Origin of the sequence: Clostridium sp. K13 (assembly GCF_019734195.1) — a bacterium.
GTDB lineage: Bacteria > Bacillota > Clostridia > Clostridiales > Clostridiaceae > Clostridium.
Genome location: NZ_JAASHM010000001.1, coordinates 147,103 through 172,667, shown reverse-complemented (window position 1 = coordinate 172,667; position 25,565 = coordinate 147,103). Strand labels below are relative to the sequence as shown.

Genomic DNA, 25,565 nt, shown 5'->3' with positions numbered 1-25,565 from the left:
ACTTTTTATTTTATTAAGCTCTTTTTTATCTTATTCAAATTAATAATGGCTATTGGTATAATTGGAATATTACTAGTTAAAAGCTTATATTTTTTATTTTTAATATTATAGTTTTTCTTAACATCTACCAGTTTTTTATCATTTAGTATATCTTTCACCTTTTTATACTTAATATTTAACGATTCTTTATTATCTTCATGAAATATATTAACTAATGATCCAACACATACAGAAATTAACCTACTATTAATTCTTTCTTTTAAATCATTATTAATTTTAATATCATTATTAGCTCTATCTTCATTTTTATTGAAAATATCATCAATAACTTCATTTACTTTTAAATTCTTCTTCCAAAGTTCATTATCATATTTAGTTACTGCAGAATTTGTGTTAAATCTATAATGATATAAAGCTTCATTGTATATATATATTTTTTTTGAGTTAATGAAATACTTTAAATTGAATACTAAATCTTCAGCATAAGATAATTCTTTATCAAATAAAATATTATACCTATCAATTATATCCTTTCTATAAATACATCTCCAAATACTAGCCATTATATAGCTTTCTCTCTCATCTTCGCCTGATATTAAATTTAGAATCCACTTACTATATATTTCTTCATCTACTAAAATTACATTCTTGTCAAAAGGAATTACCTCTGCTTCACTTCTATCCTTATATTCTCTTGTGAAACTATAAATTATAGAATCAATTTCATTGCTACTATAATCACATTCATCTTTACCCTCTAACATAATATCAGGTTTTAAATACTTATATGGATTTTCAATTCTCTCCATTAACTTTTCATACATATCTAGCTCTAACCAATCATCACTATCAACAAAAGTTATGTATTTTCCTGTAGCAGTTTTTATTCCTACATTTCTAGCTTCACTTACACCAGAGTTCTTTTGTGTTAATAATTTTATCCTACTATCATTTTTTTCAAACCCTTTTGCGATTTCTAAACTATTATCTGTAGATCCATCATCTATTATTATTATTTCTAAGTTTTTATAACTTTGATTTGTTATTGAGTCTAAACATTTTTTTAAATATTTTTCTACATTATATACAGGTATGATTATACTTACTTTTTCCACTCTCATCATCCCTTCTATACGCTTATATTAAAATATACAATGTATACATTTATATAAGCTCTATTGTTTATAACTAAACTTTTATCAATATACTTTAAATTGATATAATTATTGCCTAAAACAACAATTAAATCTTTACTTCTTTTTATTCTTTCCCCTACTTTTTATAACAATCCATATAAACTTAGGAATACTTCCAAGTCTTTTAATTCTCCATGGTTCTTTAGCTACCCTATAAGCCCATTCCATACCTATATTGATCATCCATCTTGGAGCTCTATTTACTTTTTCAGCAATTACGTCAAAACTTCCACCAACTCCCATAAATATTTTACATGGAAGCTCATTCATATATTTTGCTATAAATCTTTCTTGCCTTGGACATCCCATTGCAACAAATAAAGCAAGTGGCTTTTTACTTTTTATCTCTTCTAATATTTCTTTTGGATTTTCTAAATCAAAAAAACCATTATGATATCCAGCAATATTAATCTTAGGATAATCTCTTAATATATTAGCTGCACAAACTTTTAAATTTTCTTCACTTGCTCCTAATAAATAAATTCCTTCACCACTTTTTTCACATTCATTTATTATTCTTTTCATAAGTTCAATTCCAGCAATCTTTTCTTCAACAGGTGTTTTTAAAATTTTACCACTAATTTGTGTTCCTACACCATCTGGTATTATTAAAGATGACTTTGCTGTAAAGTTATCATATAATTCCTTATTATTTAATCCTGTATATAAAACCTCAGGATTTCCAGATACAACATGCACCTTATCATAAGAAAATATAGTTTTTACACATTTTTCTATATTCTCTGAAAATATATTATAACCTAATATATTTATAGTTTTGAACTTTTCTTTTTTCCCCATATAAACTCATCCTTTATTATCCCTTATTTATCATAGCTTCTAATTGTTTAACTATTTCATCTTCAGGATCTAATTTTTTTGCTATATCTAAATGTAATTTAGCATTTTCTATATCATTAAGATTTAAGTAGCACATAATAATATTAGTACATATTTCAACATCTCTTGAAGCTTCAAAGGCCTTCTTAAAATATTTAATAGCCTCTTCAAATTCACCAATACATGCATAATTTAATCCTAATTCAACTATAACTTCAAGAATTCCACTTTCTCTCTTTATACTTTCCTTTAAGTAATAAATAGCTTTATGATAATTTTCTAATTTTCTAAAAGCTATTCCTAAATAATAGAAAATAAGTGGGTTTTCTTCAAACTCTTCACCTAATCTAAGTAATATTTCTATACTTTTAGCTGGCTCTTCTGCTAATAGTTCTATTGCCTTTTCATAATCTGATATATTATTTATATCATTATTTATTATTTCAATCTCTGGTGTTACCTTTCCACCATTATTGAAGTACTCATTTATTGCAACCTTAGCTCCTTTAAAATCACCATCATCTTTTAAAAGTATAGCCTTATATAAATATGGATCAGCAATTTTTAACTTATTTGATATACAATAGTCTATATCTTCAAGTAATATATCTTTAAAACTTGCTTCTTCCTCCTTAATAGTCTCCCCTACAAGTAATATTTTTTTCATAACTTCTAAATCTTTAGAATATGTATAATAACCTTTTAATAGAAGATATGCATCTAAATATCTCTTTTCTTCTATTCTTTTGCTTATTAAAGATTTTATACAAGTTTCAGTATCCTTAATGTAATCTAATATAAGCTCATAGTCATCATTAAATCTTAAATTTTCATCACTTCCAATTACAATGAACATACCTTCTATAAAATAATATATTGGAAGATTCTTGATTTTTATTTCATCATTTATATTAGAACTAATATATTCGGAACTAATTGGTAAATATAAATCTTTATTTTTAAAAGCTACATATGATGGTATTCCTATATTTTCTTTAAACCCATCCTTATTCATTTCTAAAAATAATAACTTACCTAATCTTTCTTTAATTTTTACCTTATAATCCATAAGTTACACTCCTTTAGTAAATTATTTCATTATTCATAATACAGTATTAACATAAAACTTTCAATTTAAATACTAAAATAATAAAAGCTATCGGCATCCCGATAGCTTTTTCTTATATTATGCTAACTTTTCGTTTATTATTTCCATAACTTTTTCATTAAATCTTGCTAGCTTTTCTTCAGCATTTACTAAGCTTTCACCTTTAACTGCTGAGTAGATCTTCATTTTTGGTTCAGTACCTGAAGGTCTAACAACAAATGAAGAACCATCTTCTAATATATATTTTAATACATTTGATGTAGGTAAATTGATAACACTTTCAGTATTATTAATTAAGTTTTCTTCTTTACTTAACTTATAGTCAAGCTTAGTAGCAACCTTAACTCCATCAACTTCTGTTAATGCTGTACTTCTTAATGATTCTAAGCACTTACCAATCTTTTCTTGTCCTTCTTTACCTTGTAACTCAATTGAAATTAAGTCTTCTTTAAAGAATCCAATTCTATTGTAAAGATCTATTAATGCTTCATATAAGCTCTTTCCTTGTTCTTTGTAGTAAAGAGTCATTTCAGCTATTAACATTGATGCTATTACAGCATCTTTATCTCTTACGAATTCTCCAGCTAAGTATCCATAACTTTCTTCGAAACCGAATAAATACTTTTTATCTCCAGCTTCTTGGAATTGTCTTATCTTTTCTCCAATGTACTTGAATCCAGTTAAAACATCCATTATTTCAACACCATAGTAGTTAGCTATAGCTCTTGCACCTTCAGTTGTAACTATAGTTTTGATTACAACTCCATTTGAAGGTAATTTACCTTCTTCTTTAAGTGCTGATAACATATAATCTGTTAATAAAAGTCCTGTTTGGTTACCAGTTAAAACTTTATATTCTCCACTGTTTTCTTTTACTACAACACCAATTCTATCACAGTCTGGGTCTGTTCCAAAAATTATATCTGGATTGCTTGTTTTAGCCATTTCTAAAGCTAACTCAAAAACTTGTGGATTTTCTGGATTTGGATAAGATGCTGTTGGGAAGTTACCATCTGGCATTTCTTGTTCCTTAACAACTTCTACATTTGTGTATCCTAATTCAGCTAATACTCTTCTTACTGGCATATTACCACTACCATGTATTGGAGTATATATAACTTTTAAGTCTTCAGCTTTTTCTTTTACTAATTCGGTTCTTATTGTAAGTCCTTTAACTTCTTCAATATATGCTTTGTCTACTTCTTCTCCAATATACTCTAAAAGATTATCCTTTAAAGCATCTTCAACAGAAATAGATTTTATATCTTCATAATTTACTATGCTATTAACTTCTCCAATTATTATACCTGCTTTTTCATCTGTAACTTGACCACCAAATTCATCATAAACCTTATATCCATTGTATATCTTTGGATTGTGTGAAGCAGTTATTACTATTCCACCTTGGCACTTTAAATGTCTTGCTGCAAATGAAAGTACTGGAGTTGGTCTTAAACTTTCATATAAAAATACCTTTATATTATTTGCACAAAGAGTTAATGCAGCCGCTTCTGCAAATTCCTTTGACATATTTCTTGAATCATATGCAATAGCTACCTTTGGTGATTCAAAAGATTTATTTAAATAGTTTGCAAATCCTTGTGTCGCCTTTGAAACTGTATATACATTCATTCTGTTAGTTCCAGCTCCAATTACACCTCTTAATCCACCAGTACCAAAATCTAATTCTTTATAGAATCTATCCTCAATTTCCTTTTCATCACTAATGTTTCTTAACTCATCTTTTATTGCTTCTGATATTACCTTTGAGTTTAACCACTCATTATATCTCTCTTTGTAATCCATATTATCCCTCCTAAACATTTTCACTATCCATACTTTAGTTATTATATACCAAACTTTAAAAAATTTAAATAAAAAAATAATAGATACAGAGAAAATTATCTATATCTATTATTTTTAGTTTATTTTTTTCTATTCTGCTATACCTTTTGTATCCTGTTCTTGTGCTAATTCCATATCTTCTTGAACAGTTTTACGTTCATAACTTACTGAAGCAATAACTGAATTTAAATCATCTAAAACAGATATTTCTGATGCAACTTCTAAATCACCAAATTTATAAACTGATCCAACATTTCCAGTTCCGATATTAAAATCAATATATTTAGGCAATGATTCTATTGAACATTCTACCTTTACACTATCTTTTTCTTTTTGTAATACAATTCCTTTTTTATTTAAATATTCTTCTCCTATATAATGAATAGGAACTGCTGAAACTATTTTATTCTTACCTTTTAACTCTTCTAAGTCTAAGTGAATTATTTTATTAGTAACTGGATCTCTTTGTACTTCCTTTATTAATCCCTTATGAGTTTCTCCATCTAAGTTAAATTCTAATACACCATGTTCTCCATTAACACCTATTTCATGGCATAATTCTAATTCTCCAACTTCAAACAATAAGTTATTAATCTTCTTACCGTATAATACACCTGGAACCTTCCCATTTCTTCTTGCTTTCTTTGCACTATTGGGAACATCTATAGGTCTTTTATTCATTTCTAAATTTGACACTTCACATTACCTCCAATGTTTTTAAAATTCTCTTATGTATTGTTGACAAATATTATTGAATTTATACATTACATTTACTCTTTATCCATAAAAATATTATTTTTTCAAAAACTTCTTATATAATTAAATATTAATAATTTTAAATTTACTATTAATAAAATTATTCTTTTAACTTTACTTTCTATATATTATAGAAAACATTTACTCAAAAAAACTTTTTCATTTTTCCTGATTTTATTATTTTTATCTACTTTATTTTCTTTTTTGCATATATTAATATTGCATATTGTTACAATTTAAGGATTGTATCCCATTTTTTAGTTTCACTGTAGACAAATTTTATTTTTATGGTAAAATGATGTGGTGGTATACTAAATAATTGATAAAGGAAGTGATTATTATAGTAAAATGCCAGAAAATAATTTCATAAAAGCGCCAGAACTTAAGTGAATTTATAATCCTTAATTGGGCAAAATATAATTATAATTTTAGTAATTAAAAATAAATTTGCCTAACCCTAAGGAAACTCAGCTTCCGCTGAGTAAGTTCGCCTGACTAAATCGAAGATTTAGAGGCTCACTTAAGTTGACGAGGATGGGGAGAATCGAATTCTTCGGCGGGTGCCCCACGGTATCGCACTACCGTTAGCGACTAGTAAAACTATGAAGTGATTTGTAGGACAATCCTAGTCTGGTGTTAAAACCTTCATTGTGTTTTTTGATGTCCTAGTATTAGTATACCCTTTTTTAAATACTAGAATATCTTCTCACAATAAAATCATAAAAAATAATTTAAAATTTGGAAGGAAGATTTATTTATGTGCGGAATAGTTGGTTATGTTGGAAAGAGACAAGCATCTACTTTATTAGTAGAAGGTTTATCAAAATTAGAATATAGAGGTTATGACTCTGCTGGAGTTGCAATTCTTAATAACGGAATTAATGTTAGAAAATTTAAAGGTCGTTTAAATAATTTAGCTACTAGCTTAATTGAAAATCCTATTGAAGGTCATATAGGAATTGGACACACAAGATGGGCTACTCACGGTGAGCCATCTGATGTTAACTCTCACCCTCATACTACAGAGAATGCTACAATTAGTGTTGTTCACAATGGTATAATAGAAAACTATATGAAATTAAGAGAATGGTTAACTTCAAAAGGTTATACTTTCTTCTCTGAAACAGATACTGAAGTTATACCAAACTTAGTTGATTACTATTATGAAGGTGATTTATTTGAAGCTGTAGTTAAAGCAACTTCTAAACTTGAAGGAAGTTTTGCTATTGGTGTTATTGCTAAAAATGAACCTGATAAAATAATTGCTGTTAGAAAAGATAGTCCTCTTATAGTTGGGCTTGGTACTGATGAAAGCTTCATTGCTTCAGATATTCCTGCAGTTTTAAACCATACTAGGGAAGTTTACCTTTTAGAAGATAAAGAATTTGCAATTCTTACAGAAAAAGGTATTGAACTTAAAAATGAAGAAGGCGAAAAAATAGAAAAGGAAATTTATCACGTTACTTGGAATATAGATGCAGCTGAAAAAGGTGGTTTTGAAGATTTCATGTTAAAAGAAATTCACGAACAACCAAAAGCTGTTAAAGATACTCTAGCTGGTAAAATAGCTTTAGGTAAAGAAATAACACTTGATAATATTACATTTACTAAAGAACAGTTAGAAAACTTTGATAAAATCTATGTAGTAGCTTGTGGTACTGCTTATCATGCTGGAGTTGTTGGTAAGACAGTAATAGAAAAATTCGCTAAAATTCCAGTTGAAATTGATATTGCATCTGAATTTAGATATAGAGATCCTATGATAACAAATAAAACATTATTAATAGTTGTATCTCAATCTGGTGAAACTGCTGATACTTTAGCTGTTCTTAGAGATGCTAAAAAACAAGGTGCTAGAGTCTTAGCTATTACTAACGTTGTTGGTTCTTCTGTTTCAAGAGAAGCTGATGATGTATTCTATACTTTAGCAGGCCCTGAAATAGCAGTTGCTTCAACAAAAGCATATGTTACTCAATTAGCAGCATTTTATATTTTAGGATTATACTTTGCTTCATTAAAAGACACTATGTCAAAAGGTGAAATCGAAGAAATTAAATCTGAATTATTAGAAATACCAAACAAAATTGAAAAAGCTTTAGGTATGAAGGATGAACTTCAAAAATTTGCTTCTTCTCACTATAATCACAAAGATATGTACTTCTTAGGAAGAGGTCTTGATTATGCTGTAGCTATGGAAGGTTCTTTAAAACTTAAAGAAATATCTTATATCCATTGTGATGCTTATGCTGGTGGAGAATTAAAACATGGTCCTATTGCTTTAATAGAAAAAAATACTTCTGTAATTACACTTTTAACTCAAGAAGCTTTAAAAGACAAGATGATTAGTAATGTAAGAGAAGTTTCTACAAGAGGTGGAAATATCTTTGCTGTTGTAAATGAAGGTGATACTACTTCTAAAGAAGTTGTTGATTCAATAGTTTATATTCCAAAAACTATTGATATACTAACTCCACTTGTAAGTGTTGTTCCTCTTCAATTAATTTCTTACTATATTGCAAAACAAAAAGGTTGCGATGTTGATAAGCCAAGAAACTTAGCAAAATCAGTAACTGTTGAGTAGTTAAATTTTATAGTATGAAGAGGGGCTGAAATTATATGAATAATGATATAATATTAAAATTATTAAGTGAATATAAAGAAACTGAAAAATGTTTATCAATGGGCATAGATTGGTTAAATGATCCTGATTATGCAAAAGGAAAGTTGGATTTAGTTAAAGTTATTATTTCTGACCTTGAAAATTTATTAAAAGAATCTAATTAATTTAATATAATATGAAAAGAGCACTGAATTAATATTTTCAGTGCTCTTTTATATTAATTAAAAAGCTCTTTTATTTCATCAGAACTTAAGCTACTAAGGAATCCTCCATTAGTATAATTTCCACTCATTATCTCATTTATTATTTCTTTTTTACTTTCCTGAAGCTTTATTATTTTCTCTTCTATACTCCCCTTTGAGATAAGCTTAATTACTTCTACAACATTCTTTTGCCCAAATCTATGAGCTCTATCTGTTGCTTGATCTTCAATTGCTGGATTCCACCATGGATCAAAATGAATTACTACATCTGCTGATGTTAAATTAAGCCCTGTTCCTCCAGCCTTTAATGAAATTAAGAATATCTTTACCTTATCTGAAGCATTAAATTCATTAACTAACTGTACTCTTTCTGAAGCCTTTGTTGATCCATCTAAATAGAAACACTCTATTCCCTCAGCTTCCAATATATTTTTTATGCTATCAAGTACGGATGTAAATTGTGAAAATAGAAGTATTTTATGATTTTCTTTTATAAAGTTTTCTACAAGTTCTACAGTAACATCTATCTTACCACTACCACCAGTGTATCCATCTATTAATATTGAAGGATCTAATGTAAGCTGTCTTAGCTTAGTTAAATAAGAGAAAATTGTTATTTTATCTTTAGTAAAATCTTTCTCTTTCATTTTTATCTTAACATCATCTACATAAGCCTTATATACCTTCTTTTGTTCTTCTGTCATTTCTATTAAAAATCTCTTTTCAATTTTATCTGGTAGTTCACTCATTACATCACTTTTTAATCTTCTTAATATAAATGGCTTAATAAGTTTTTTAAGCTCTTCTGAACCCTTCTCTGCTTTAATAAACTTATCTTGGAACTTTCTTTTTGAATAAAGATATCCTGGTAAAATATAATCAAATAATGACCATAACTCAATTAAATTATTTTCTATAGGAGTACCTGTTAATGCAAATTTCACTTTTGCATTTAACTCCTTTACTACCTCACTACTTTGTGATAAAGGATTTTTAATATTTTGCCCTTCATCTATTATACAAAAATCAAATTTTATATTTTCATATAAATCGTAATCATTTCGTAAAGTTCCATAGGTAGTTAATAATACATCAAATTCTTCTATTTCTTCTTTTGTAAATATTCTATCTTCTTTATTACCATGAACAACTTTTATCTTCATTGTAGGTGCAAACTTTTCGAATTCACTTCTCCAATTATATATTAATGATGTTGGTGTAATTATAATACTTTTTTTATTTTTTTCTGATAATAAAAATGCAATAGTTTGTATTGTTTTCCCTAATCCCATTTCATCAGCTAGTATTCCACCAAACTCATAATGACTTAATGTTTTAAACCATTTAAACCCTGTTAATTGATAATCTCTTAAAGTTGCTTTTAATTCTTGTGGAATTTTATAATCTATTTCCTCTAGGTTTTCTACTTTATTTGCAATATGCTTTACAATATCCTTTCCTTCAACAAATAATAAATTATTATCCTTTATACACTCATTTAAAAATATTGATTTACTTTTATGAACCTTTATCTCATTAGACTTTATATTTACATCATCACTTAAACTATCAACAAGATTAAATAATTTTCTAACTTCTTCATCTCTGAAATCAATAAAACTTTCATCTTTTAACTTAAAGAACTTTCTATTTTCCTTAAAAGCTTGAAGTATCTTCTTATACTCATCTTCATTTACATTTTCAATACTAAATGTAAAATCTAAATAGTTCCCACTTCCTTCTGAAATTTTTGCATTAATTGATGTAGAACCATAAATTTTTCTTTCTCTAAATCTATCAGAGTAAAAAATTGTAGCTTTTTCCTTAAGACTTCTTAAATCTCCTGAAAGTAAATCAAAAAGCTTTTCATCACTTCCATTAAAAATAAATTTTTCATTATTTCTATAGAATGATAAATCATTTAATTCTTTTTCTAATTTTTCTTCTTCATTTATATTTCTGATTATATACTCATTATCCTTAGGCCCCTTTAATATATTAAAGTTCGAATCACCATAAATAGCTTTAACTTCAGCCCAAGTTTTGTTTCTTTCTCTATCAAAATAAACTTCAACTTTTAAATCTTCTTTAATTATATTTTTACTTAAACTATCCTCGATATATATATCATCACTTATAATTTCTAATAATGGTATTACCTTATTAATTACTTCTTGCTTATTTTTATTTTTAAAGGAAATAACACTTTCTTTATTTAAAATATTATTTATAGATTTATAATATTTTATTTGCTTTAATGATGGTAAATATAATTTATTATTATATAAATAAACATCGCCCTTATAAGTCATAGATCTTGGTAACTCTGAAGTAGATGATAATTTTATTTCACTTTCCTCTTCTTTTATATTAAACTTTATAGGTAAATCACTCTTAACAACCTCAATGTCTTCAATAGTCTGATTTTCATTAGTAATTGAAATACTTTCACTTTTAATATTATTTAAAAATCTTCTTAAAGCACTTTGTGGAATAAATAAAGTTTTATTACTTCCAAAAACATTATTAGTTATCCTTTGCACAGAATACTCTTTTTCAAAAGGTTGCCTTAATGATACATATTCTTCAATAAAATTTAAAATTCTCTCATCATCCTCTGAAAAATAATGAATTACAGGATCATATTTAAATTCTTTTCCATATGATATTCTTATATTATTTTTTCTAGCATTAATTAAATCAGCTATATTTTTTACCACATAATATTTTTTAGTTCCTATCTTTAAATCTAACTCATAATAAAAATCATATTTACTTAAGCTTTTTTTACTAATATTTATTTTTAAGTTTACCTTTTCTTTTTTATGTCTAATAATTCTATCAATTTCCTTTAAAATAATTTCAGCATAATCTAATTTTTTTCTCTCATTTGTAACAATATCTGATTTATTTTTTAACCTTTTCTTTTCTTCCACAGCTTCAATAAACTTGTAAAATGTGGCTCCAATATGCCTGCATATATATGTAGAATTAAAATCACAGTTATTTTCAAAATCAATACAATTACATTCTGTATAAATTAAATCGTTCTTCTTTATATCAAAAGATAAGTTAGTATTATAAACATTAATATCAGTAGTTGACATTACTTTTCCATAAATATCTAAAGAGCCATAATCTTTATCTGCCATAGACTTAACATCCAATACTAATCCTTCCTTATAACATCTCATCCCTTTATGTAGACGATTGTTCGTATCTTTTTTTAATATTAAAGTATTTAATTGTGTTATGTCCAACTTCTTCCACCTCATTAAATAAACTTTGTATTTATTATATAAATACTTATTAATGCTTTTTATATAGATAAAATTATCAATAAAAAACCACTAATAAATATTTTACCACAATAACATAGACTTCTTAAAATAAAAAATAATCTATTGAATTAATATTACCCAATAGATTATTTTTATATATACTTTCTTTAACTTTATAATATTTCTTTATATTGTTCTTCCTTAAAACCAACTAATACTTTATCTTCACATATTAAAAGTGGTCTTTTAAGAAGCTTTCCATCAGTTGCAAGAAGCTTTATCATTTCATCTTTTGACATTTCTTTTATTTTGTCTTTTAAATTCATCTCTCTATATAATACACCTGAAGTATTAAAGAATTTCTTAACTTCTAATCCACTTAACTCTATCCATCTTTCTAATTCTTCTACTGTTGGATTATCTATAGTAATATCTCTATCATTAAAACTTACATTGTTTTCTATTAAAAACTTTTTAGCTTTCCTACAAGTAGTACATTTTGGATATTGTAAAAATAACTTTTCCATAATTATCTCCTTTTAAATTATTTTTTATAATTCTAACATAATTATTATATAATAGTAAATATTATCTTTAAATTTTTCTTTTGTTTTTTCTAAATAATGATTTATTTCTTAATATTGTATATAATAAATACAATATTACTTTTAACTAATTAATACTTATATACTATATCTTAAGGAGTGATTATTATGAATAGTTCATATTCTATTAACAATAATTCATTTATCAAAATTATTAATCTAATTAATAAAAGAGATTTTTTATCAGCTGAAAGCTTATTATATTCATATTCTAACGAAAATGCTGATTATCATTATCTTTATAGTTTATTATTAGAAAAAAAAGCTTGGTTTGATGAAGCTTTAAGTCATATAAAAACAGCTGTTTCTCTTTCTCCTAATAATACACTATATAAAAATCATCTTATTAGCTTAATGAGTAGGCATAGACATTACTCTGATGATTATTATAACAATGGCTATAGACGTCGTAATCGTGGCTGTTCTTGCTGCTGTTGCGATGACTGTTGTGATTGTTGTGACTGTGGTAATTTTAGTTGCTGCGATTTAATATGCTTAGATCAATGTTGTGAATGTATGGGTGGAGATTTAATTGATTGTATTTAATCTTTAATTCTAAGAATTTATATGAAGCACTTATTTAGATTACTCTGAATATATTATAATAATTCAGTAATCTTTTCTAAGGAGATTTATATATGAACCCTTATAAAGTGCTTGGCATAAGACCAAATGCTTCATTAAACGAAATTAAAGATGCTTACGAATCATTAGCTAATACCTATAGTGTAAATAATTTTAATGATTCCATTGAAGAACCCCTTGCAGAGGATAAACTCGAGGAGATAAATCAGGCTTATACTTTATTGACTAATAACCTAAAATATAAAGATATAAGAAGCTTAATCGAAAATCAGCAATTTTTATCAGCTGAAACAGAGCTTAATCTAATAGCTGATAAGACTTCCCCAGAATGGAATTATCTACAAGGATTTGTTTTATTAAAGAAAGGATGGTTTCAAGCTGGTGTAAATCATTTAAAAACAGCAGCTGAATTAAATCCTAATAATGAAGAATATCAACAAGCTTTAATGATTCTTGTAAAAAAAGTTAGACAAATGAAAGCAAATTATGCTAGAGCAATGCAATATAACAGTGCTAATAATAATAACAATAATATGTGTGGTGGCGGCGGTCAAACAAACAATATGTGCGGTGGCTCCGGTGGTGGAGGCGGAATAGATCCTAATATTTTAAATATGTTTATGAATAATTCTGCTGGTAGTCCAATGGGCGGAGCTAATCCTGCTGGTGGCGCTAATCCTATGAATAACTCTAATCCTGCTAATGGAATGAATAATGCTGCTAACAATGCTAATCCTATGGGTAATATAGCTAACATGATGGGTGGCATGGGTGGAGGTAGTAATCCTATGCAAAATATGCTTATGCAAAGCTTAATGGGTGGCGGAAACGGAATGAATATGTGTGGAAATTCAGGCGGCGGTGGAATGTGCTAGTTCTTATTTAAATATATTTTACCTTAATAAAGGAGAAGTTTAATGTTTGGCTATGTTACACCTCTTAAAAGCGAACTAAAGTTTAAAGAATTTGAATACTTTAGAAGCTATTATTGTGGTTTATGTAATGAAATTAAAAGAGAATACGGAAATATTCCAAGATTCTGTTTAAATTACGACTTAACCTTTATAGGATTTTTATTAGATGGACTTTATGGTACTCCTCTAAATTTTGATTCAATTAAATGTTTAAGACACCCAAGTAAAAACATTATAATAACAAAAAAAACAAATGCTTTAAATTATTGTGCTAATTTAAGTATACTCCTTTTTGATTACAAACTAAAAGATAACATAAAGGATGATAAAAGTGTAAAAAGTAAACTTTTTAAACTTCTCCTTTCTTCATCGTCAAAAAAAAGCTTACTTGAATTAGACAATATTTCTAATAAAATTTCAAAAAATATAGAACTATTATCTTATCTTGAAAGAGAAAAAAATTTTTCTTCCTTAGATGAAATAACTCATCCTTTTAGTGATGTAATGGGAAGTATTTTGAGTGATTATCCATATGAATTTGAAGATGACTCAAATACTCTACGAGAAAATCTATATAACCTTGGATATTTTATAGGAAAATGGATTTATTTAATAGATGCTCTTGATGATTTGAAAGATGATCTTAATACTAATAATTTCAATCCATATAATGTATTATTTAACTCAAATTCATTAAGCTTTGATGAATTAATTTTATCTTGTATTAATGAGATTGACTTTTATATTTCAAATTGTCTTGTAAATTGTAGTGATTTTCTTAAAGGTATTCCTTTCAAAAAACATTATAGTATTATTGAAAATGTAATAAATTTAGGAATGATAAATAAATACTATGAAATTGTAAATAAAATACCTGCTATAGAAAATAATAAAATAAATACCAGTAGCTAAAAAGCTACTGGTATTTATTTTATTTACTATAAGCTGTTATATCTTGTTTAGTATCTACAATTGGATTTCCATCTTTATCAAGCTCAAATAATGAAGTTACTGTAACTTTTGTTATGTCACCTTTTAAATCTTGAATTTTTGCTATAAAGTAACTTCTTGCTTTTTTATCTATTTTTTGTGGTTCTTCTACTACACTTTTAAATGTTCCTTCTGTTGTTTCAACTACAATTTCTGTTTTCTCATCTGCAGTTCCAAAAACATAAGAATTACTAGTACCATTATATAAATTAACTCTTATAAGTGCACCATCAAATTGAACAGCTTCTTTAACTAAGTTTAAATTAAATTCTTTTTCCTTATCCATTGGAACATCAAAATCTATGCATTCAGTAATACCATCTGGTGAAACTGCCCATCCATTATCTTCTTTAATTATTGCATATACATAATCCTCAGTCGTATCATTACCATCTACTACTGCTGAAATAGTTACTACTGCTTTTTTTAAATTTTCATTTATATCTTCTATACTTTTTGTTGTTGATGATTTTATATTAAGCTCTTTTCTATTTTTCTTCATTACCTTTATTATTTGGTTTGCATCATATCCAAGATAATCTATATATTCATTTGAATATAATTTAACCATTTCTTCTACATTATTTTCTAAGTTATACTTATTAAATAAATCCATTGCTTCTTCTGCTGTAGCTGGTCTTACCATTTCGACATTCTTACTGCATCCAAAACAAATTAAAACAAAAATAGTCAAAATTCCTAATATTCCAGATGTTTTTAATAATTTTTTCATAAAAATTCCTCACAATCTATAATTTCTCTTAATAAGTATATACCATAACCTCAAAAATTTCACTAATATTTGCATAATTTAGTTTTTAAATTGTTTAAAACAGCTAAATGATCATCATAATCTTTTATTACACCTTTTATATCATTCATTACATTTTGTTCCATATTTTTATTTTCTTCCATAAATTTATTTGCATTTTTTATTCCCATATTAATAGCCTTTATTGCATGTTCACAAACTTCAGCATCTGTATCAACAGGTATAAGTTTTATCTTTTCAAATGCTTCTACTATATTTCCCCTTATCCCCAATGAATCACTTGCATTTCCTCCTAATGCTTCTATTCTATGAGTTATAGCTGCTTCATGTACTTTAAATGATTCTATAATTTTTTTTAAAGTACTTTTAAATTCTAAATTTTGTGCTTTATCTAAATAATCTTTAAAAGTAGCCCCTCCCATATGAATTCCTGTTAGAAATTTATTTAATTCTTTAATTGTTTTATCGCTCATATTTTTCACCTCTAACCTTTTTACATTATTTTTCCCAAATTTTTTTAATAATATTTATAAAATTAAAAGCTATGCAAAAAAATTGCATAGCCTCTATACTAATCTAAATCTTTAATATAAAATCCCTTATTATAAACTTCTTTATCATATCTAATTTCAAGCTTATTACAAGCTCTAACATCTTTTTTATTTACAACAAACTTAATTCCCTCTATTACTTCTTCAACGTCATCATCGCTCTTAAAATCACAATATAATTCATATCCAGGTCTTCCACATCCATAGAAGACTTTTATTCTTACATATTCTTCTGAACTTTCTCTTACTAAATTTTCTAAGGCTTCTTTTGCTTTTTCATTAAAATTTATTTCCATAACTCTTACTCCTTCTTACGTAAATAATATATATATATATTATATATAAAATTCTTATATATTAAAATACACTTAATAATTATTTATTATATAAAATAAAACAAAAAGGTTCTTTAGTAAAATATATTAAACTTTACTAAAGAACCTTTTTATTAACTATTTACCTAAACCAAACTCTTTATGAAGTAATCTTATTGCGTCAGGAACTTTTTTAGTATAAATTAAACACCAAATAGTCATATTTGAATCTGTTGTTTGTAATATTTCAATTTCATTACTTGTTAAAGTATTTATTATTCTTGCCATAACTCCTGGTACTCCATTCATTCCAGCTCCAACAACAGCTATAGTACTACATTCTTCAATAGTAGTATACTTAATATCCGCCTTACTCATAATTTCTGAAAGTTTGTCTTTTTCACTTGAATCAATAGTAAACATTTGATGTTCTGGGAAAATGTTTATTAAGTCTAAACTAATATGATTTTTAGCTAATAATTCTAAAAGACTTCTGTAAGAGCTTTTACCTTTATTTTCTGATAATCTTACTCTTACTTGTATTCTATTATTTAAATGAGTTATTCCAGAAATTAATCTTTTTTCCTCTTCTGAAACATTACTCTTAATTACAGTACCCTTTGAATCATTCATAGTATTCTTAATAACTAATGGTACATTACCCTTTTTAGCTAAAGCAACAGCTTTTGGATGAATAACCTTTGCACCTTGATCAGCTAATTGGAACACTTCATTATATGTCATTTCATTTATAAGAGATGCATCTTCTACCATTCTTGGATCTGCTGTCATTATACCATCAACATCAGTATATATATCTATCTCTTTAGCCTTTAATGCAACTCCTAATATACATGCTGAGGTATCACTTCCACCTCTTCCTAAAGTTGTGAAGAATCCATTTCTAGTAACTCCTTGGAATCCTGTTACTACTGGTACCTTTCCAGCTTCTAGAATCTTTATTATATTATGAGTATCTACATCAATAGCTTGTGCATCAGTATGAACTTCATTTGTTATAATTCCTGCTTGCCCTCCAGTTAATGGTACTGCAGTTATTCCATGCTTATATAAATCATTACATAAAACTACTGAACTTATTATTTCTCCACAACACATTAATAAATCTTGAGCACTTTTATTATTATTTTTAAAATTACTATCTACAAGTGATAATAGGGTGTCCGTAGCATATGGTTCTCCCATTCTTCCCATAGCAGATACTACTACTACTGGCTTAAATCCATTTTCAATTGCCTTCCCTATTTTTTTTATTACTTGTTTTCTTCTTTCCTCTGTAGATACAGATGTTCCTCCGAACTTTTGCACTATGATATTCAAGGAATCTCCCCCTTAAGTTTTTTAAGCTCTCGCTCTTTTTATCTTTCCTTCCTCGGCAGAGATTACTATGACATTAGTTCCAACCTTTGTTACACATTCCCATGGTATTTCAACATATTCCTTACTACCAAAGAAGCTAAACTTACTTGTACTAATACCAACAACCAGGAATTTAAGATATCCTTCTTCGTCAATTATAAAATCAATATTTTGAGCGCTGTCATACTTTTCTGCACTTTCTAAGTTAAAAATTTCATATCTTTCTAACTCACTTAAGTCTCTAAGTTGACTTTCTGGCTTTTTTTCGTAATATTCAAAATCCTTCATAATACTTACCTCCTTGTTATACATAATATTATGCATTCAATAGGTAATATATTACTTTACATATAATCTTAAAACCCAGTTAGCACTTTACTCTCCTTAAATAATATATCAACTATAAGCAAAACTTACAATAGGAATTTTTCATCAGTACAACTCTTATATGCAACTTTAGAATCATTGATAATTGAATTTAATTTATCAGCTTCTACTCCTTGCCCTACAAAAGCACTACTAACTATTCCTGGCTTAAAACATCTCTCCAATACATAGTTTATGTCATCATTATCTATTTTGTTAATTCTATTAATAACGTCTTCTTGAGTCTTTATTTTATTTTGTAACAAGAAGCACTTTGCATTAGCAAACATTCTAGACGAAGTACTTTCTAAGCCTAAAATATAACTTGCTTTAATCTTTTCTTTATTAATCTCTAATAACTCTTTACTTATACCTTTATCAGCAAAATCATATAAATGCTTATTAATAACACTTATTGCTTTATCACAATATTTATTGCTTAATCCTGTATATATATTTAATGTTCCAACTCCTAAATATGGTTGCATATAAGAATAAACGCTATAGCATAAACCTAATTCTTCTCTAACTTTTTGGAAAAGTATTGATGATGCTCCACCACCAAATATATTATTTAATAATACTAACGAATATGACTTATCATCAGCATATGGTAACCCATTTAACCCTAAATTTATATGAACTTGTTCTATTTGCTTTTCTGAATATTTACTTCCATGATTTAAAGAAATAGCTTCATATGTTGGATTATATATATCATCCTTACTCCATTTTCCGAAGTTCTCTTCAATAAGCTTTTTTAGTTCTTTTTCATCAAATTTTCCACAAATACTAAGAACAGAATTATAAGGAGTATAATGTGTTCTAATATAGTCCTTAATCTTTTTTCTATTAAAAGATTTTATTCTATCAGGTGTCCCTAAAATAGGATATGCTAAAGAATTATTTCCAAAGATAGCTTCTGAATGTATTTCGTCTAATACATCTTCTGGATTATCTTGACTCATATTTATTTCTTCAATAACTACACCTTTTTCTTTTTCAATTTCTTCTTCATCGAATTTTGAATTTAATATCATATCAGAAATTACGTCTAGACATAAATCAACATGAGTATTTAATGCTTTTATATAATAACAAGTAGTTTCTTTACTTGTATAAGCATTAATTTGTCCACCTATATTTTCTATTTCTTGTACTATTTCCTTTGCACTTCTTTTATCTGTCCCCTTAAAAAACATATGCTCTATAAAATGTGAAATACCATTAACATCTTTACTTTCATTTCTTGAACCATTTTGAACCATTATTCCTACACTTATAGAATTAACATGCTCAATATATTCTGTTACAACCCTTAAGCCATTATCTAATGTATATAAATTAAACATATTTACCTCCATTTTTTATCGATTTGCTTTTAGTTTATTTTAATCTTATCATATTTATTCTATATAGTAAAAAAAAGAGAATTATTTTAAATTCTCTTTTAACATTTTTATTATTCAGTTACCTCATCTTGTGGAAGAGCATCTTTTCTTGAAAGGTTAATTCTTCCTTGAGAGTCTATTTCAGTTACTTTAACTAAAATTTCATCTCCAACAGATACAACATCCTCAACCTTTTCTACTCTCTTCTTATCTAATTTAGAAATATGACAAAGTCCTTCTTTATTAGGTAAGATTTCAATAAATGCACCAAATGCAGCTATTTTAGTTACCTTTCCTAAGTAAACTTCACCTGCTTGAACTTCCTTAGTTAATCCTTCAATAATTCTAATAGCTTCATTTACTCCATCATGATCTGGTGAAGAAACAAATACTGTACCATCTTCTTTAATATCAATCTTAACACCTGTATCAGCTATTATCTTATTAATAACCTTACCACCTGCTCCAATAACATCTCTTATCTTTTCTGGATCGATAGAAATAGTTGATGTTTTTGGTGCAAATTTAGATACTTCTGATTTTGGTGCTGGTATACACTCGTTAATTTTATCTAAAATGTGTAATCTAGCTTTTCTTGCATTTTTAATTGCTTTTTCAATTACATTAAAGCTTAATCCCTTAATCTTAGTATCAACTTGAATTGAAGTTATACCTTCAGTTGTACCAGCTACTTTAAAGTCCATATCTCCAAAGAAATCTTCGATTCCTTGTATATCAGTTAAAACTTCTTCTTCGCTTAAATCTTCTGATGTTATAAGCCCCATTGCAATACCTGCTGCTGGTCTCTTAATTGGAACACCTGCATCTAATAATGCTAATGTAGATCCACAAACAGAAGCTTGAGAAGTCGAACCATTTGAGCTTAATACTTCTGAAACTAATCTAATTGTATATGGGAATTCTTCTTCTGAAGGAATAAGTGGTTCTAAAGCTCTTTCTGCTAAAGCTCCATGACCTATTTCTCTTCTACCTGGACCTCTTAATGGCTTTACTTCACCAACAGAGTAAGCAGGGAAGTTATAGTGATGCATATATCTCTTAGATTCTGTTTCACCTATACCATCTATAATTTGAATGTCTCCAACAGCTCCTAAAGTAGCTACAGTCATAACTTGAGTTAATCCTCTTGTAAATAAACCTGTTCCATGAGTTCTTGGAAGTAAATCTACTTCACATGAAATCTTTCTTATTTCGTCAAAAGCTCTTCCATCTGGTCTTCTAGAATGGTTTAAAAGCATATCTCTAACTACTTCTTTTTGCATGTTATAAACTATTTCTTTAGAATCTGCAAATGTATCTGGATACTTCTCTGCAAATTCTTCAGTTATTTTATCGTTTACTACATCCATTGCTGCATTTCTTTCATCTTTATCAGTAATCCACATAGCTTCTTTGATCATTTCACCAGCGAACTCTTGAATATCCTTTGTAAGTTCTGCATCTGGTTTATAAAGAACAGGTTCATCCTTTTCCTTTCCAAACTTAGCCATTGCTTCTTCTTGGAATGCAACTATATCCTGACACTTTTCAAAACCATATTCAATTGCTTTAATCATTGTATCTTCTGGTATTTCATTTCCACCAGCTTCAATCATCATAACTCTTTCTTTAGTTGCACAAACAGTTAATTGAAGAATACTTTCTTCTCTTTCTTTTGAAGTAGGGTTTAAAACAAAATTTCCATCGATTAATCCAACTTGCACTGCTGCAACTGGAGTTGTAAAAGGAATACTTGATAGAGATAATGCCATTGATGCTGCATTAATTGCTAGAATTTCTGGTAAGTTATCTTGTTCTACAGATACAACTGTACAAACCACTTGAACATCATTTCTATATCCCTTAGGGAATAATGGTCTTAATGGTCTATCTACAGCTCTTCCGAAAAGAATTGCATTTTCTGAAGGTCTACCTTCTCTTTTTATAAATCCACCTGGTATTTTACCAACTGCGTATAATCTTTCTTCATATTCAACACTTAATGGGAAGAAATCTATTCCTTCTCTTGGTTTTTCTGAAGCATTAACATTTGTTAATATTACTGTATCTCCATAGCTCATAAAAATAGCTGCATTTGATAACATTCCAACTCTACCAAACTCAACTTTCATATTTCTACCAGCTATATTTCTTTCTAGTATATTAGTCATTTAATAACCTCCCTTCAGGTTTTACGGTTCTACTAATTTAATTTTTTTAAAATAATAGAGCGGATAAAACCCGCTCTATAAAGACTATCTTCTTAAGCCTAATTGTGCTATTATAGCTCTGTATCTTTCGATATCTTGTTCAGCTAAGTAATTTAAAAGACCTCTTCTTTGTCCAACCATCATTAAAAGACCTCTTCTTGAGTGGTGGTCTTTTTTGTGAACTTTTAAGTGTCCAGTTAATGAGTTGATTCTTTCAGTTAAAAGAGCGATTTGAACTTCTGGTGAACCAGTGTCTCCTTCGTGTCTTCCGTATTGTTTGATTAATTCTTGCTTTCTTATTGCGTCCATAATGACACCTCCAATTAATTTATCCCCTATTTCCAGGAAAAGAGAAATCACCCTCAAATCTTAGAAGTAGGTTCTTCATGAAATATTATAGCAAAGTAAGTCTATCTTGTAAACATAATTTATAATTTTAAATTTATTTAGATTTTATTATCTAATAATAAAAAATTATATATTATTTTGACCTATGACTTCACTACTTTTCTCTGCAAATTTTTTATCTTTTTTTAATTGTTCAATTAATTCATTAATATTATTAAATTTTATTTCATCTCTAATTCTATCAATAAAATAAATATTAATTTCTTTTCCATATATATCATTACTAAAATCTAAGATATAGGTTTCTACAGTTAATTCTTGCCCATTTACAGTAGGATTATTCCCTACAGAAGTAATTCCTTTAAAAATTTTTTCATTAAATTTTACATTAGTATAGTAAACTCCTTTTTTAGGAATAACTTTTTCTTTATCAATCTCTAAATTGGCAGTTGGAAAACCTATAGTTCTTCCTAGTTTTTTACCATCTATTACTTTTCCAGAAAGCATATATGGTCTAGATAACATATTAAATGCTTTTCTTACATTTCCTTCTATTAACTCTTTCCTAATTGTTGTAGAACTCACTATTTCATCTTGAATTTTACAAGGTTCCATTACATATAATTCATACTTATATTTTTCCTCGAACTTTTTTAAAAGTTCAATATCACCTAAGTTTTTATAACCAAATTTAAAATTAAATCCTACGACAATTCCTTTTACATTGTAAGTTTTACATAACCATTTAATAAAGTCATCTGGCATCATTTTCATTATTTTTTCATCAAAATCTTTAAATGCCAGTATATCTATACCTTCTTTTTGTAAAACTTCAATCTTTTCTTCATTAGTCATAATCAATTCTATTTTGTTATTAATATTTATAAATGTTCTAGGATGATTTTTAAAAGTAAAAACAACTGATTTACCACCATTTTTCGCCGCTAAATTTTTAACTTTTCTCACTAATGACAAGTGTCCTAAATGTAATCCATCAAAGCTACCAAGAGCTATATAATTATTTCTACTTTCTTCATCAAAAGCCTTGTTATCATATATTAGCATTATTTTTCTCCTATGTGATTAGTAACTTCTCTATTTTAAAGCCAGCATTATTTCTTTCACCTAGGCCTATAAAATTATTATTTTCATCATATACTCTATATAATCTATTATTAATAATCTTATCTTTAGTAAATCTATTATCAGCAACTCTTACTCCATTTATAAGAAGTTTTACATACTTTCCATGAACTATAATAGCCTCATATTTACTTAACGCATCTTCCATAGTTACAATATAGTGTTCTATATTTTCTTCTGTTAAATCATTAATGTTAATTGATTTACTTTGTTCAAATACAGATGTTTTTGATCTATTTAACTCTGTCATAGTTGCAAAAACACCTAATTTTTCTCCTATATCATAACATAGACTTCTTATATAAGTTCCCTTAGAACATGTAACTTTCATAGAAACATATGGATTATTTATTTTAATATCTTCAATATTATAGATATTTATTAATCTTCCTTCTCTTTCTACTTCTATTCCTTTTCTAGCTAACTCATAAAGTCTAACACCATTTTGTTTTAATGCTGAATACATAGGTGGAACTTGAGAATATTCCCCTATAAACTCTTTTATTACAGCTAATATATTATCATCACTTAAATGAGAAGTATCTTTTTCTTCTAAAACTTCTCCTTCTAAATCATAAGTAGTTGTCCTAATTCCTAACTTAAAAGTAACTTCATATACCTTTTCTGAATCCATAATATAATCTATTATTTTAGTTGCTCTCCCAATGCATACGGGCAATACTCCTGTGGCTTCTGGATCTAATGTTCCAGTATGTCCAACCTTTCCTGTTTTAGCTACTTTTTTTACTACTCTAACAACATCAAAAGATGACATTCCTTTTGGTTTAAAGATATTTAAAATACCATTCATATCTTACAACTCTTTCTGTATTTCATTTAATATTTCGTATTTAGCTTCTTCCATTGACATATTTTTAATTTTTATACCAGAAGCTCTTATATGACCACCGCCACCAAAAACTTCTGCTATTTTTCTTACATCAACATAACTCTTAGCTCTTAAGCTAGCTTTAACACCATCTTCAACTTCTTTTAATAATAATGTTACTTCAACACCTTTAATTTGAAGTCCATAAGATATTATATCTGATGTATCACCTATATCAATTCCTAAATCTTCTGTAAAAGCTTTATCTAATTCTAATAATGCAACTTTACCATTTAAAATAAGTTGCATATTGCTTAATGCTTTTCCTATTAGCTTTATTCTACTAAAATCCTTATTATCAAAAAGACTTTGATAAATAAAAGTATTATCTACACCTATTTTCTTTAATGTTGCAGATATTTTATGTGTTCTTTCAGTTACATTAGAATGTCTGTATCCACCTGTATCTGTTACTATTGAAGTATACATACAAGTTCCTATATCCTTAATAACACTATTTGCTTCATCAAAGTTTATTCCCATTAAATTTAATAATTCAAATACTATTTCAGCTGTTGCCGCTGCATTTGAATCTATATAATTAATATCACCATATTTATCATTTGAAAGGTGATGATCTATATTTACTATTGTGCCAGTGAATTTTTTAAAATTTGCACTTACTCTCTCTAAATTTCCACAATCAAGAACTACTACAATATCTGTTTCATCGTCAGGTTCTGTAATTTCTCCTGTAACTTCATCAGATCCTTTTAAGAATTTTAAATTATCTGATAATGTATCCTTTGATAATATATAACAATCCTTGTTTAAACTCTTTAAAGCGTTAAAAAGTGCAAGAACACTACCTACTGCATCACCATCAGGTGATACATGGTAGGTAATGCCTATTTTTTTACTTTCTAATATAAACTTTGCAATTTGACTTAATGTCATATTACTTTTCTTTTACCTTTTGAATTAATTCTTCAATATGCATTCCATAATTGATTGAATCATCAAGTTCAAATATTATTTGAGGATTGTATCTTAAATTAATTCTTTGACCTATTTCTTTTCTAATATATCCACTAGCATTTTTTAGAGCAATAAATGTATTGTTCTTTTCTTCATCATCTTTTCCAAATATACTTACAAATACCTTTGCATATCTTAAATCTTTAGTTACTTTTACATCAGTAACTGATACCATGGCAGTAAGTCTTGGATCCTTTATTTCATTTCTTATTATATTACTAATTTCTCTTTTTACTTCTTCGTTTATTCTTCCGCCTCTATAGTTAGCCATTTAAAACAC

Annotated in this window: 24 protein-coding genes; 5 read left to right on the top strand and 19 right to left on the bottom strand. The window is 27.2% G+C overall.

Features of this window, described 5'->3' with window-relative positions; genetic code table 11:
• Positions 1-5: 5 nt before the first annotated feature.
• From HCG76_RS00830 to HCG76_RS00810, 5 genes are all read right to left on the bottom strand, one after another.
• Positions 6-1,115 (bottom strand): glycosyltransferase, encoded by a 1,110-nt coding sequence (locus HCG76_RS00830; RefSeq protein WP_221698452.1) that lies wholly within the window; start codon positions 1,113-1,115, stop codon positions 6-8.
• Between the two features lie 135 nt (positions 1,116-1,250).
• Positions 1,251-1,997 (bottom strand): WecB/TagA/CpsF family glycosyltransferase, encoded by a 747-nt coding sequence (locus tag HCG76_RS00825; protein ID WP_221698451.1) that lies wholly within the window; start codon positions 1,995-1,997, stop codon positions 1,251-1,253.
• A 16-nt stretch (positions 1,998-2,013) separates the two neighbouring features.
• Positions 2,014-3,105 (bottom strand): tetratricopeptide repeat protein, encoded by a 1,092-nt coding sequence (locus HCG76_RS00820; protein WP_221698450.1) that lies wholly within the window; start codon positions 3,103-3,105, stop codon positions 2,014-2,016.
• A gap of 117 nt (positions 3,106-3,222) precedes the next feature.
• Entirely contained in the window at positions 3,223-4,950 is a 1,728-nt protein-coding gene (locus tag HCG76_RS00815) for a phospho-sugar mutase (protein ID WP_221698449.1), read from the bottom strand.
• Between the two features lie 129 nt (positions 4,951-5,079).
• Positions 5,080-5,685 (bottom strand): 50S ribosomal protein L25, encoded by a 606-nt coding sequence (locus HCG76_RS00810; RefSeq protein WP_221698448.1) that lies wholly within the window; start codon positions 5,683-5,685, stop codon positions 5,080-5,082.
• An 817-nt stretch (positions 5,686-6,502) separates the two neighbouring features.
• On the opposite strand from HCG76_RS00810, the gene glmS reads away from it, so the two are divergent.
• A complete protein-coding gene (glmS, locus tag HCG76_RS00805; RefSeq protein ID WP_221698447.1) occupies positions 6,503-8,326 on the top strand; it encodes a glutamine--fructose-6-phosphate transaminase (isomerizing) in 1,824 nt (607 codons plus the stop codon).
• 35 nt (positions 8,327-8,361) lie between these two features.
• Positions 8,362-8,529 (top strand): hypothetical protein, encoded by a 168-nt coding sequence (locus HCG76_RS00800; protein ID WP_221698446.1) that lies wholly within the window; start codon positions 8,362-8,364, stop codon positions 8,527-8,529.
• Positions 8,530-8,582: 53 nt separating this feature from the next.
• Here HCG76_RS00800 and HCG76_RS00795 read toward each other — a convergent pair whose 3' ends face one another.
• Positions 8,583-11,828, bottom strand: coding sequence for a DEAD/DEAH box helicase (locus HCG76_RS00795; RefSeq protein ID WP_221698445.1), 3,246 nt, complete (start codon positions 11,826-11,828; stop codon positions 8,583-8,585).
• 194 nt (positions 11,829-12,022) lie between these two features.
• Entirely contained in the window at positions 12,023-12,376 is a 354-nt protein-coding gene (locus HCG76_RS00790; RefSeq protein WP_221698444.1) for an arsenate reductase family protein, read from the bottom strand.
• 186 nt (positions 12,377-12,562) lie between these two features.
• Between HCG76_RS00790 and HCG76_RS00785 the strand changes: the two genes are divergently transcribed.
• The 3 genes from HCG76_RS00785 to HCG76_RS00775 all read left to right on the top strand — a co-directional run bounded on the left by HCG76_RS00785 (position 12,563) and on the right by HCG76_RS00775 (position 14,865).
• Positions 12,563-13,000, top strand: a complete 438-nt coding sequence (locus HCG76_RS00785) for a molecular chaperone DnaJ (protein WP_221698443.1) — start codon at positions 12,563-12,565, stop codon at positions 12,998-13,000.
• Positions 13,001-13,092: 92 nt separating this feature from the next.
• A complete protein-coding gene (locus HCG76_RS00780) occupies positions 13,093-13,914 on the top strand; it encodes a J domain-containing protein (protein ID WP_221698442.1) in 822 nt (273 codons plus the stop codon).
• Between the two features lie 42 nt (positions 13,915-13,956).
• Positions 13,957-14,865, top strand: coding sequence for a DUF5685 family protein (locus tag HCG76_RS00775; protein WP_221698441.1), 909 nt, complete (start codon positions 13,957-13,959; stop codon positions 14,863-14,865).
• Positions 14,866-14,884: 19 nt separating this feature from the next.
• Here HCG76_RS00775 and HCG76_RS00770 read toward each other — a convergent pair whose 3' ends face one another.
• The 12 genes from HCG76_RS00770 to rbfA all read right to left on the bottom strand — a co-directional run bounded on the left by HCG76_RS00770 (position 14,885) and on the right by rbfA (position 25,556).
• Complete coding sequence (locus HCG76_RS00770) at positions 14,885-15,676, bottom strand: hypothetical protein (RefSeq protein WP_221698440.1); 792 nt, start codon at positions 15,674-15,676, stop codon at positions 14,885-14,887.
• Between the two features lie 62 nt (positions 15,677-15,738).
• Positions 15,739-16,188 carry a DUF2383 domain-containing protein gene (locus HCG76_RS00765; protein WP_221698439.1) on the bottom strand — a complete coding sequence of 150 codons (450 nt, stop codon included), beginning with the start codon at positions 16,186-16,188 and terminating at the stop codon, positions 15,739-15,741.
• A gap of 98 nt (positions 16,189-16,286) precedes the next feature.
• Complete coding sequence (locus tag HCG76_RS00760; protein WP_221698438.1) at positions 16,287-16,562, bottom strand: hypothetical protein; 276 nt, start codon at positions 16,560-16,562, stop codon at positions 16,287-16,289.
• Between the two features lie 156 nt (positions 16,563-16,718).
• Positions 16,719-17,921, bottom strand: coding sequence for an aspartate kinase (dapG, locus tag HCG76_RS00755; RefSeq protein WP_221698437.1), 1,203 nt, complete (start codon positions 17,919-17,921; stop codon positions 16,719-16,721).
• Between the two features lie 21 nt (positions 17,922-17,942).
• Positions 17,943-18,248, bottom strand: coding sequence for a YlmC/YmxH family sporulation protein (locus HCG76_RS00750; protein WP_221698436.1), 306 nt, complete (start codon positions 18,246-18,248; stop codon positions 17,943-17,945).
• A 125-nt stretch (positions 18,249-18,373) separates the two neighbouring features.
• Complete coding sequence (locus tag HCG76_RS00745; protein WP_221698435.1) at positions 18,374-19,678, bottom strand: M16 family metallopeptidase; 1,305 nt, start codon at positions 19,676-19,678, stop codon at positions 18,374-18,376.
• A 110-nt stretch (positions 19,679-19,788) separates the two neighbouring features.
• The gene (locus tag HCG76_RS00740; protein ID WP_221698434.1) at positions 19,789-21,888 is read right to left on the bottom strand and encodes a polyribonucleotide nucleotidyltransferase; all 2,100 of its coding nucleotides are present in this window, start codon (positions 21,886-21,888) and stop codon (positions 19,789-19,791) included.
• An 84-nt stretch (positions 21,889-21,972) separates the two neighbouring features.
• On the bottom strand, positions 21,973-22,236 hold the full coding sequence (gene rpsO, locus HCG76_RS00735; protein WP_133014141.1) for a 30S ribosomal protein S15: 264 nt from the start codon (positions 22,234-22,236) through the stop codon (positions 21,973-21,975).
• 165 nt (positions 22,237-22,401) lie between these two features.
• Complete coding sequence (locus HCG76_RS00730; RefSeq protein ID WP_221698433.1) at positions 22,402-23,340, bottom strand: bifunctional riboflavin kinase/FAD synthetase; 939 nt, start codon at positions 23,338-23,340, stop codon at positions 22,402-22,404.
• Positions 23,341-23,350: 10 nt separating this feature from the next.
• Positions 23,351-24,229 (bottom strand): tRNA pseudouridine(55) synthase TruB, encoded by an 879-nt coding sequence (truB, locus tag HCG76_RS00725; protein ID WP_221698432.1) that lies wholly within the window; start codon positions 24,227-24,229, stop codon positions 23,351-23,353.
• A 3-nt stretch (positions 24,230-24,232) separates the two neighbouring features.
• Positions 24,233-25,204 carry a DHH family phosphoesterase gene (locus HCG76_RS00720; protein WP_221698431.1) on the bottom strand — a complete coding sequence of 324 codons (972 nt, stop codon included), beginning with the start codon at positions 25,202-25,204 and terminating at the stop codon, positions 24,233-24,235.
• Position 25,205: 1 nt separating this feature from the next.
• Positions 25,206-25,556, bottom strand: coding sequence for a 30S ribosome-binding factor RbfA (rbfA, locus tag HCG76_RS00715; protein ID WP_221698430.1), 351 nt, complete (start codon positions 25,554-25,556; stop codon positions 25,206-25,208).
• Positions 25,557-25,565: the final 9 nt, after the last annotated feature.

Bases quoted from the DNA above. Each gene is read 5' to 3' on its own strand.
- HCG76_RS00825 (WP_221698451.1), bottom strand. From the start codon at position 1,997: ATGGGGAAAAAAGAAAAGTTCAAAACTATAAATATATTAGGTTATAAT.
- HCG76_RS00820 (WP_221698450.1), bottom strand. From the start codon at position 3,105: ATGGATTATAAGGTAAAAATTAAAGAAAGATTAGGTAAGTTATTATTT.
- HCG76_RS00815 (WP_221698449.1), bottom strand. From the start codon at position 4,950: ATGGATTACAAAGAGAGATATAATGAGTGGTTAAACTCAAAGGTAATA.
- glmS (WP_221698447.1), top strand. From the start codon at position 6,503: ATGTGCGGAATAGTTGGTTATGTTGGAAAGAGACAAGCATCTACTTTA.
- HCG76_RS00800 (WP_221698446.1), top strand. From the start codon at position 8,362: ATGAATAATGATATAATATTAAAATTATTAAGTGAATATAAAGAAACT.
- HCG76_RS00790 (WP_221698444.1), bottom strand. From the start codon at position 12,376: ATGGAAAAGTTATTTTTACAATATCCAAAATGTACTACTTGTAGGAAA.
- HCG76_RS00785 (WP_221698443.1), top strand. From the start codon at position 12,563: ATGAATAGTTCATATTCTATTAACAATAATTCATTTATCAAAATTATT.
- HCG76_RS00780 (WP_221698442.1), top strand. From the start codon at position 13,093: ATGAACCCTTATAAAGTGCTTGGCATAAGACCAAATGCTTCATTAAAC.
- HCG76_RS00775 (WP_221698441.1), top strand. From the start codon at position 13,957: ATGTTTGGCTATGTTACACCTCTTAAAAGCGAACTAAAGTTTAAAGAA.
- HCG76_RS00770 (WP_221698440.1), bottom strand. From the start codon at position 15,676: ATGAAAAAATTATTAAAAACATCTGGAATATTAGGAATTTTGACTATT.
- HCG76_RS00765 (WP_221698439.1), bottom strand. From the start codon at position 16,188: ATGAGCGATAAAACAATTAAAGAATTAAATAAATTTCTAACAGGAATT.
- HCG76_RS00760 (WP_221698438.1), bottom strand. From the start codon at position 16,562: ATGGAAATAAATTTTAATGAAAAAGCAAAAGAAGCCTTAGAAAATTTA.
- HCG76_RS00750 (WP_221698436.1), bottom strand. From the start codon at position 18,248: ATGAAGGATTTTGAATATTACGAAAAAAAGCCAGAAAGTCAACTTAGA.
- HCG76_RS00745 (WP_221698435.1), bottom strand. From the start codon at position 19,678: ATGTTTAATTTATATACATTAGATAATGGCTTAAGGGTTGTAACAGAA.
- HCG76_RS00740 (WP_221698434.1), bottom strand. From the start codon at position 21,888: ATGACTAATATACTAGAAAGAAATATAGCTGGTAGAAATATGAAAGTT.
- rpsO (WP_133014141.1), bottom strand. From the start codon at position 22,236: ATGGACGCAATAAGAAAGCAAGAATTAATCAAACAATACGGAAGACAC.
- HCG76_RS00730 (WP_221698433.1), bottom strand. From the start codon at position 23,340: ATGCTAATATATGATAACAAGGCTTTTGATGAAGAAAGTAGAAATAAT.
- truB (WP_221698432.1), bottom strand. From the start codon at position 24,229: ATGAATGGTATTTTAAATATCTTTAAACCAAAAGGAATGTCATCTTTT.
- HCG76_RS00720 (WP_221698431.1), bottom strand. From the start codon at position 25,204: ATGACATTAAGTCAAATTGCAAAGTTTATATTAGAAAGTAAAAAAATA.
- rbfA (WP_221698430.1), bottom strand. From the start codon at position 25,556: ATGGCTAACTATAGAGGCGGAAGAATAAACGAAGAAGTAAAAAGAGAA.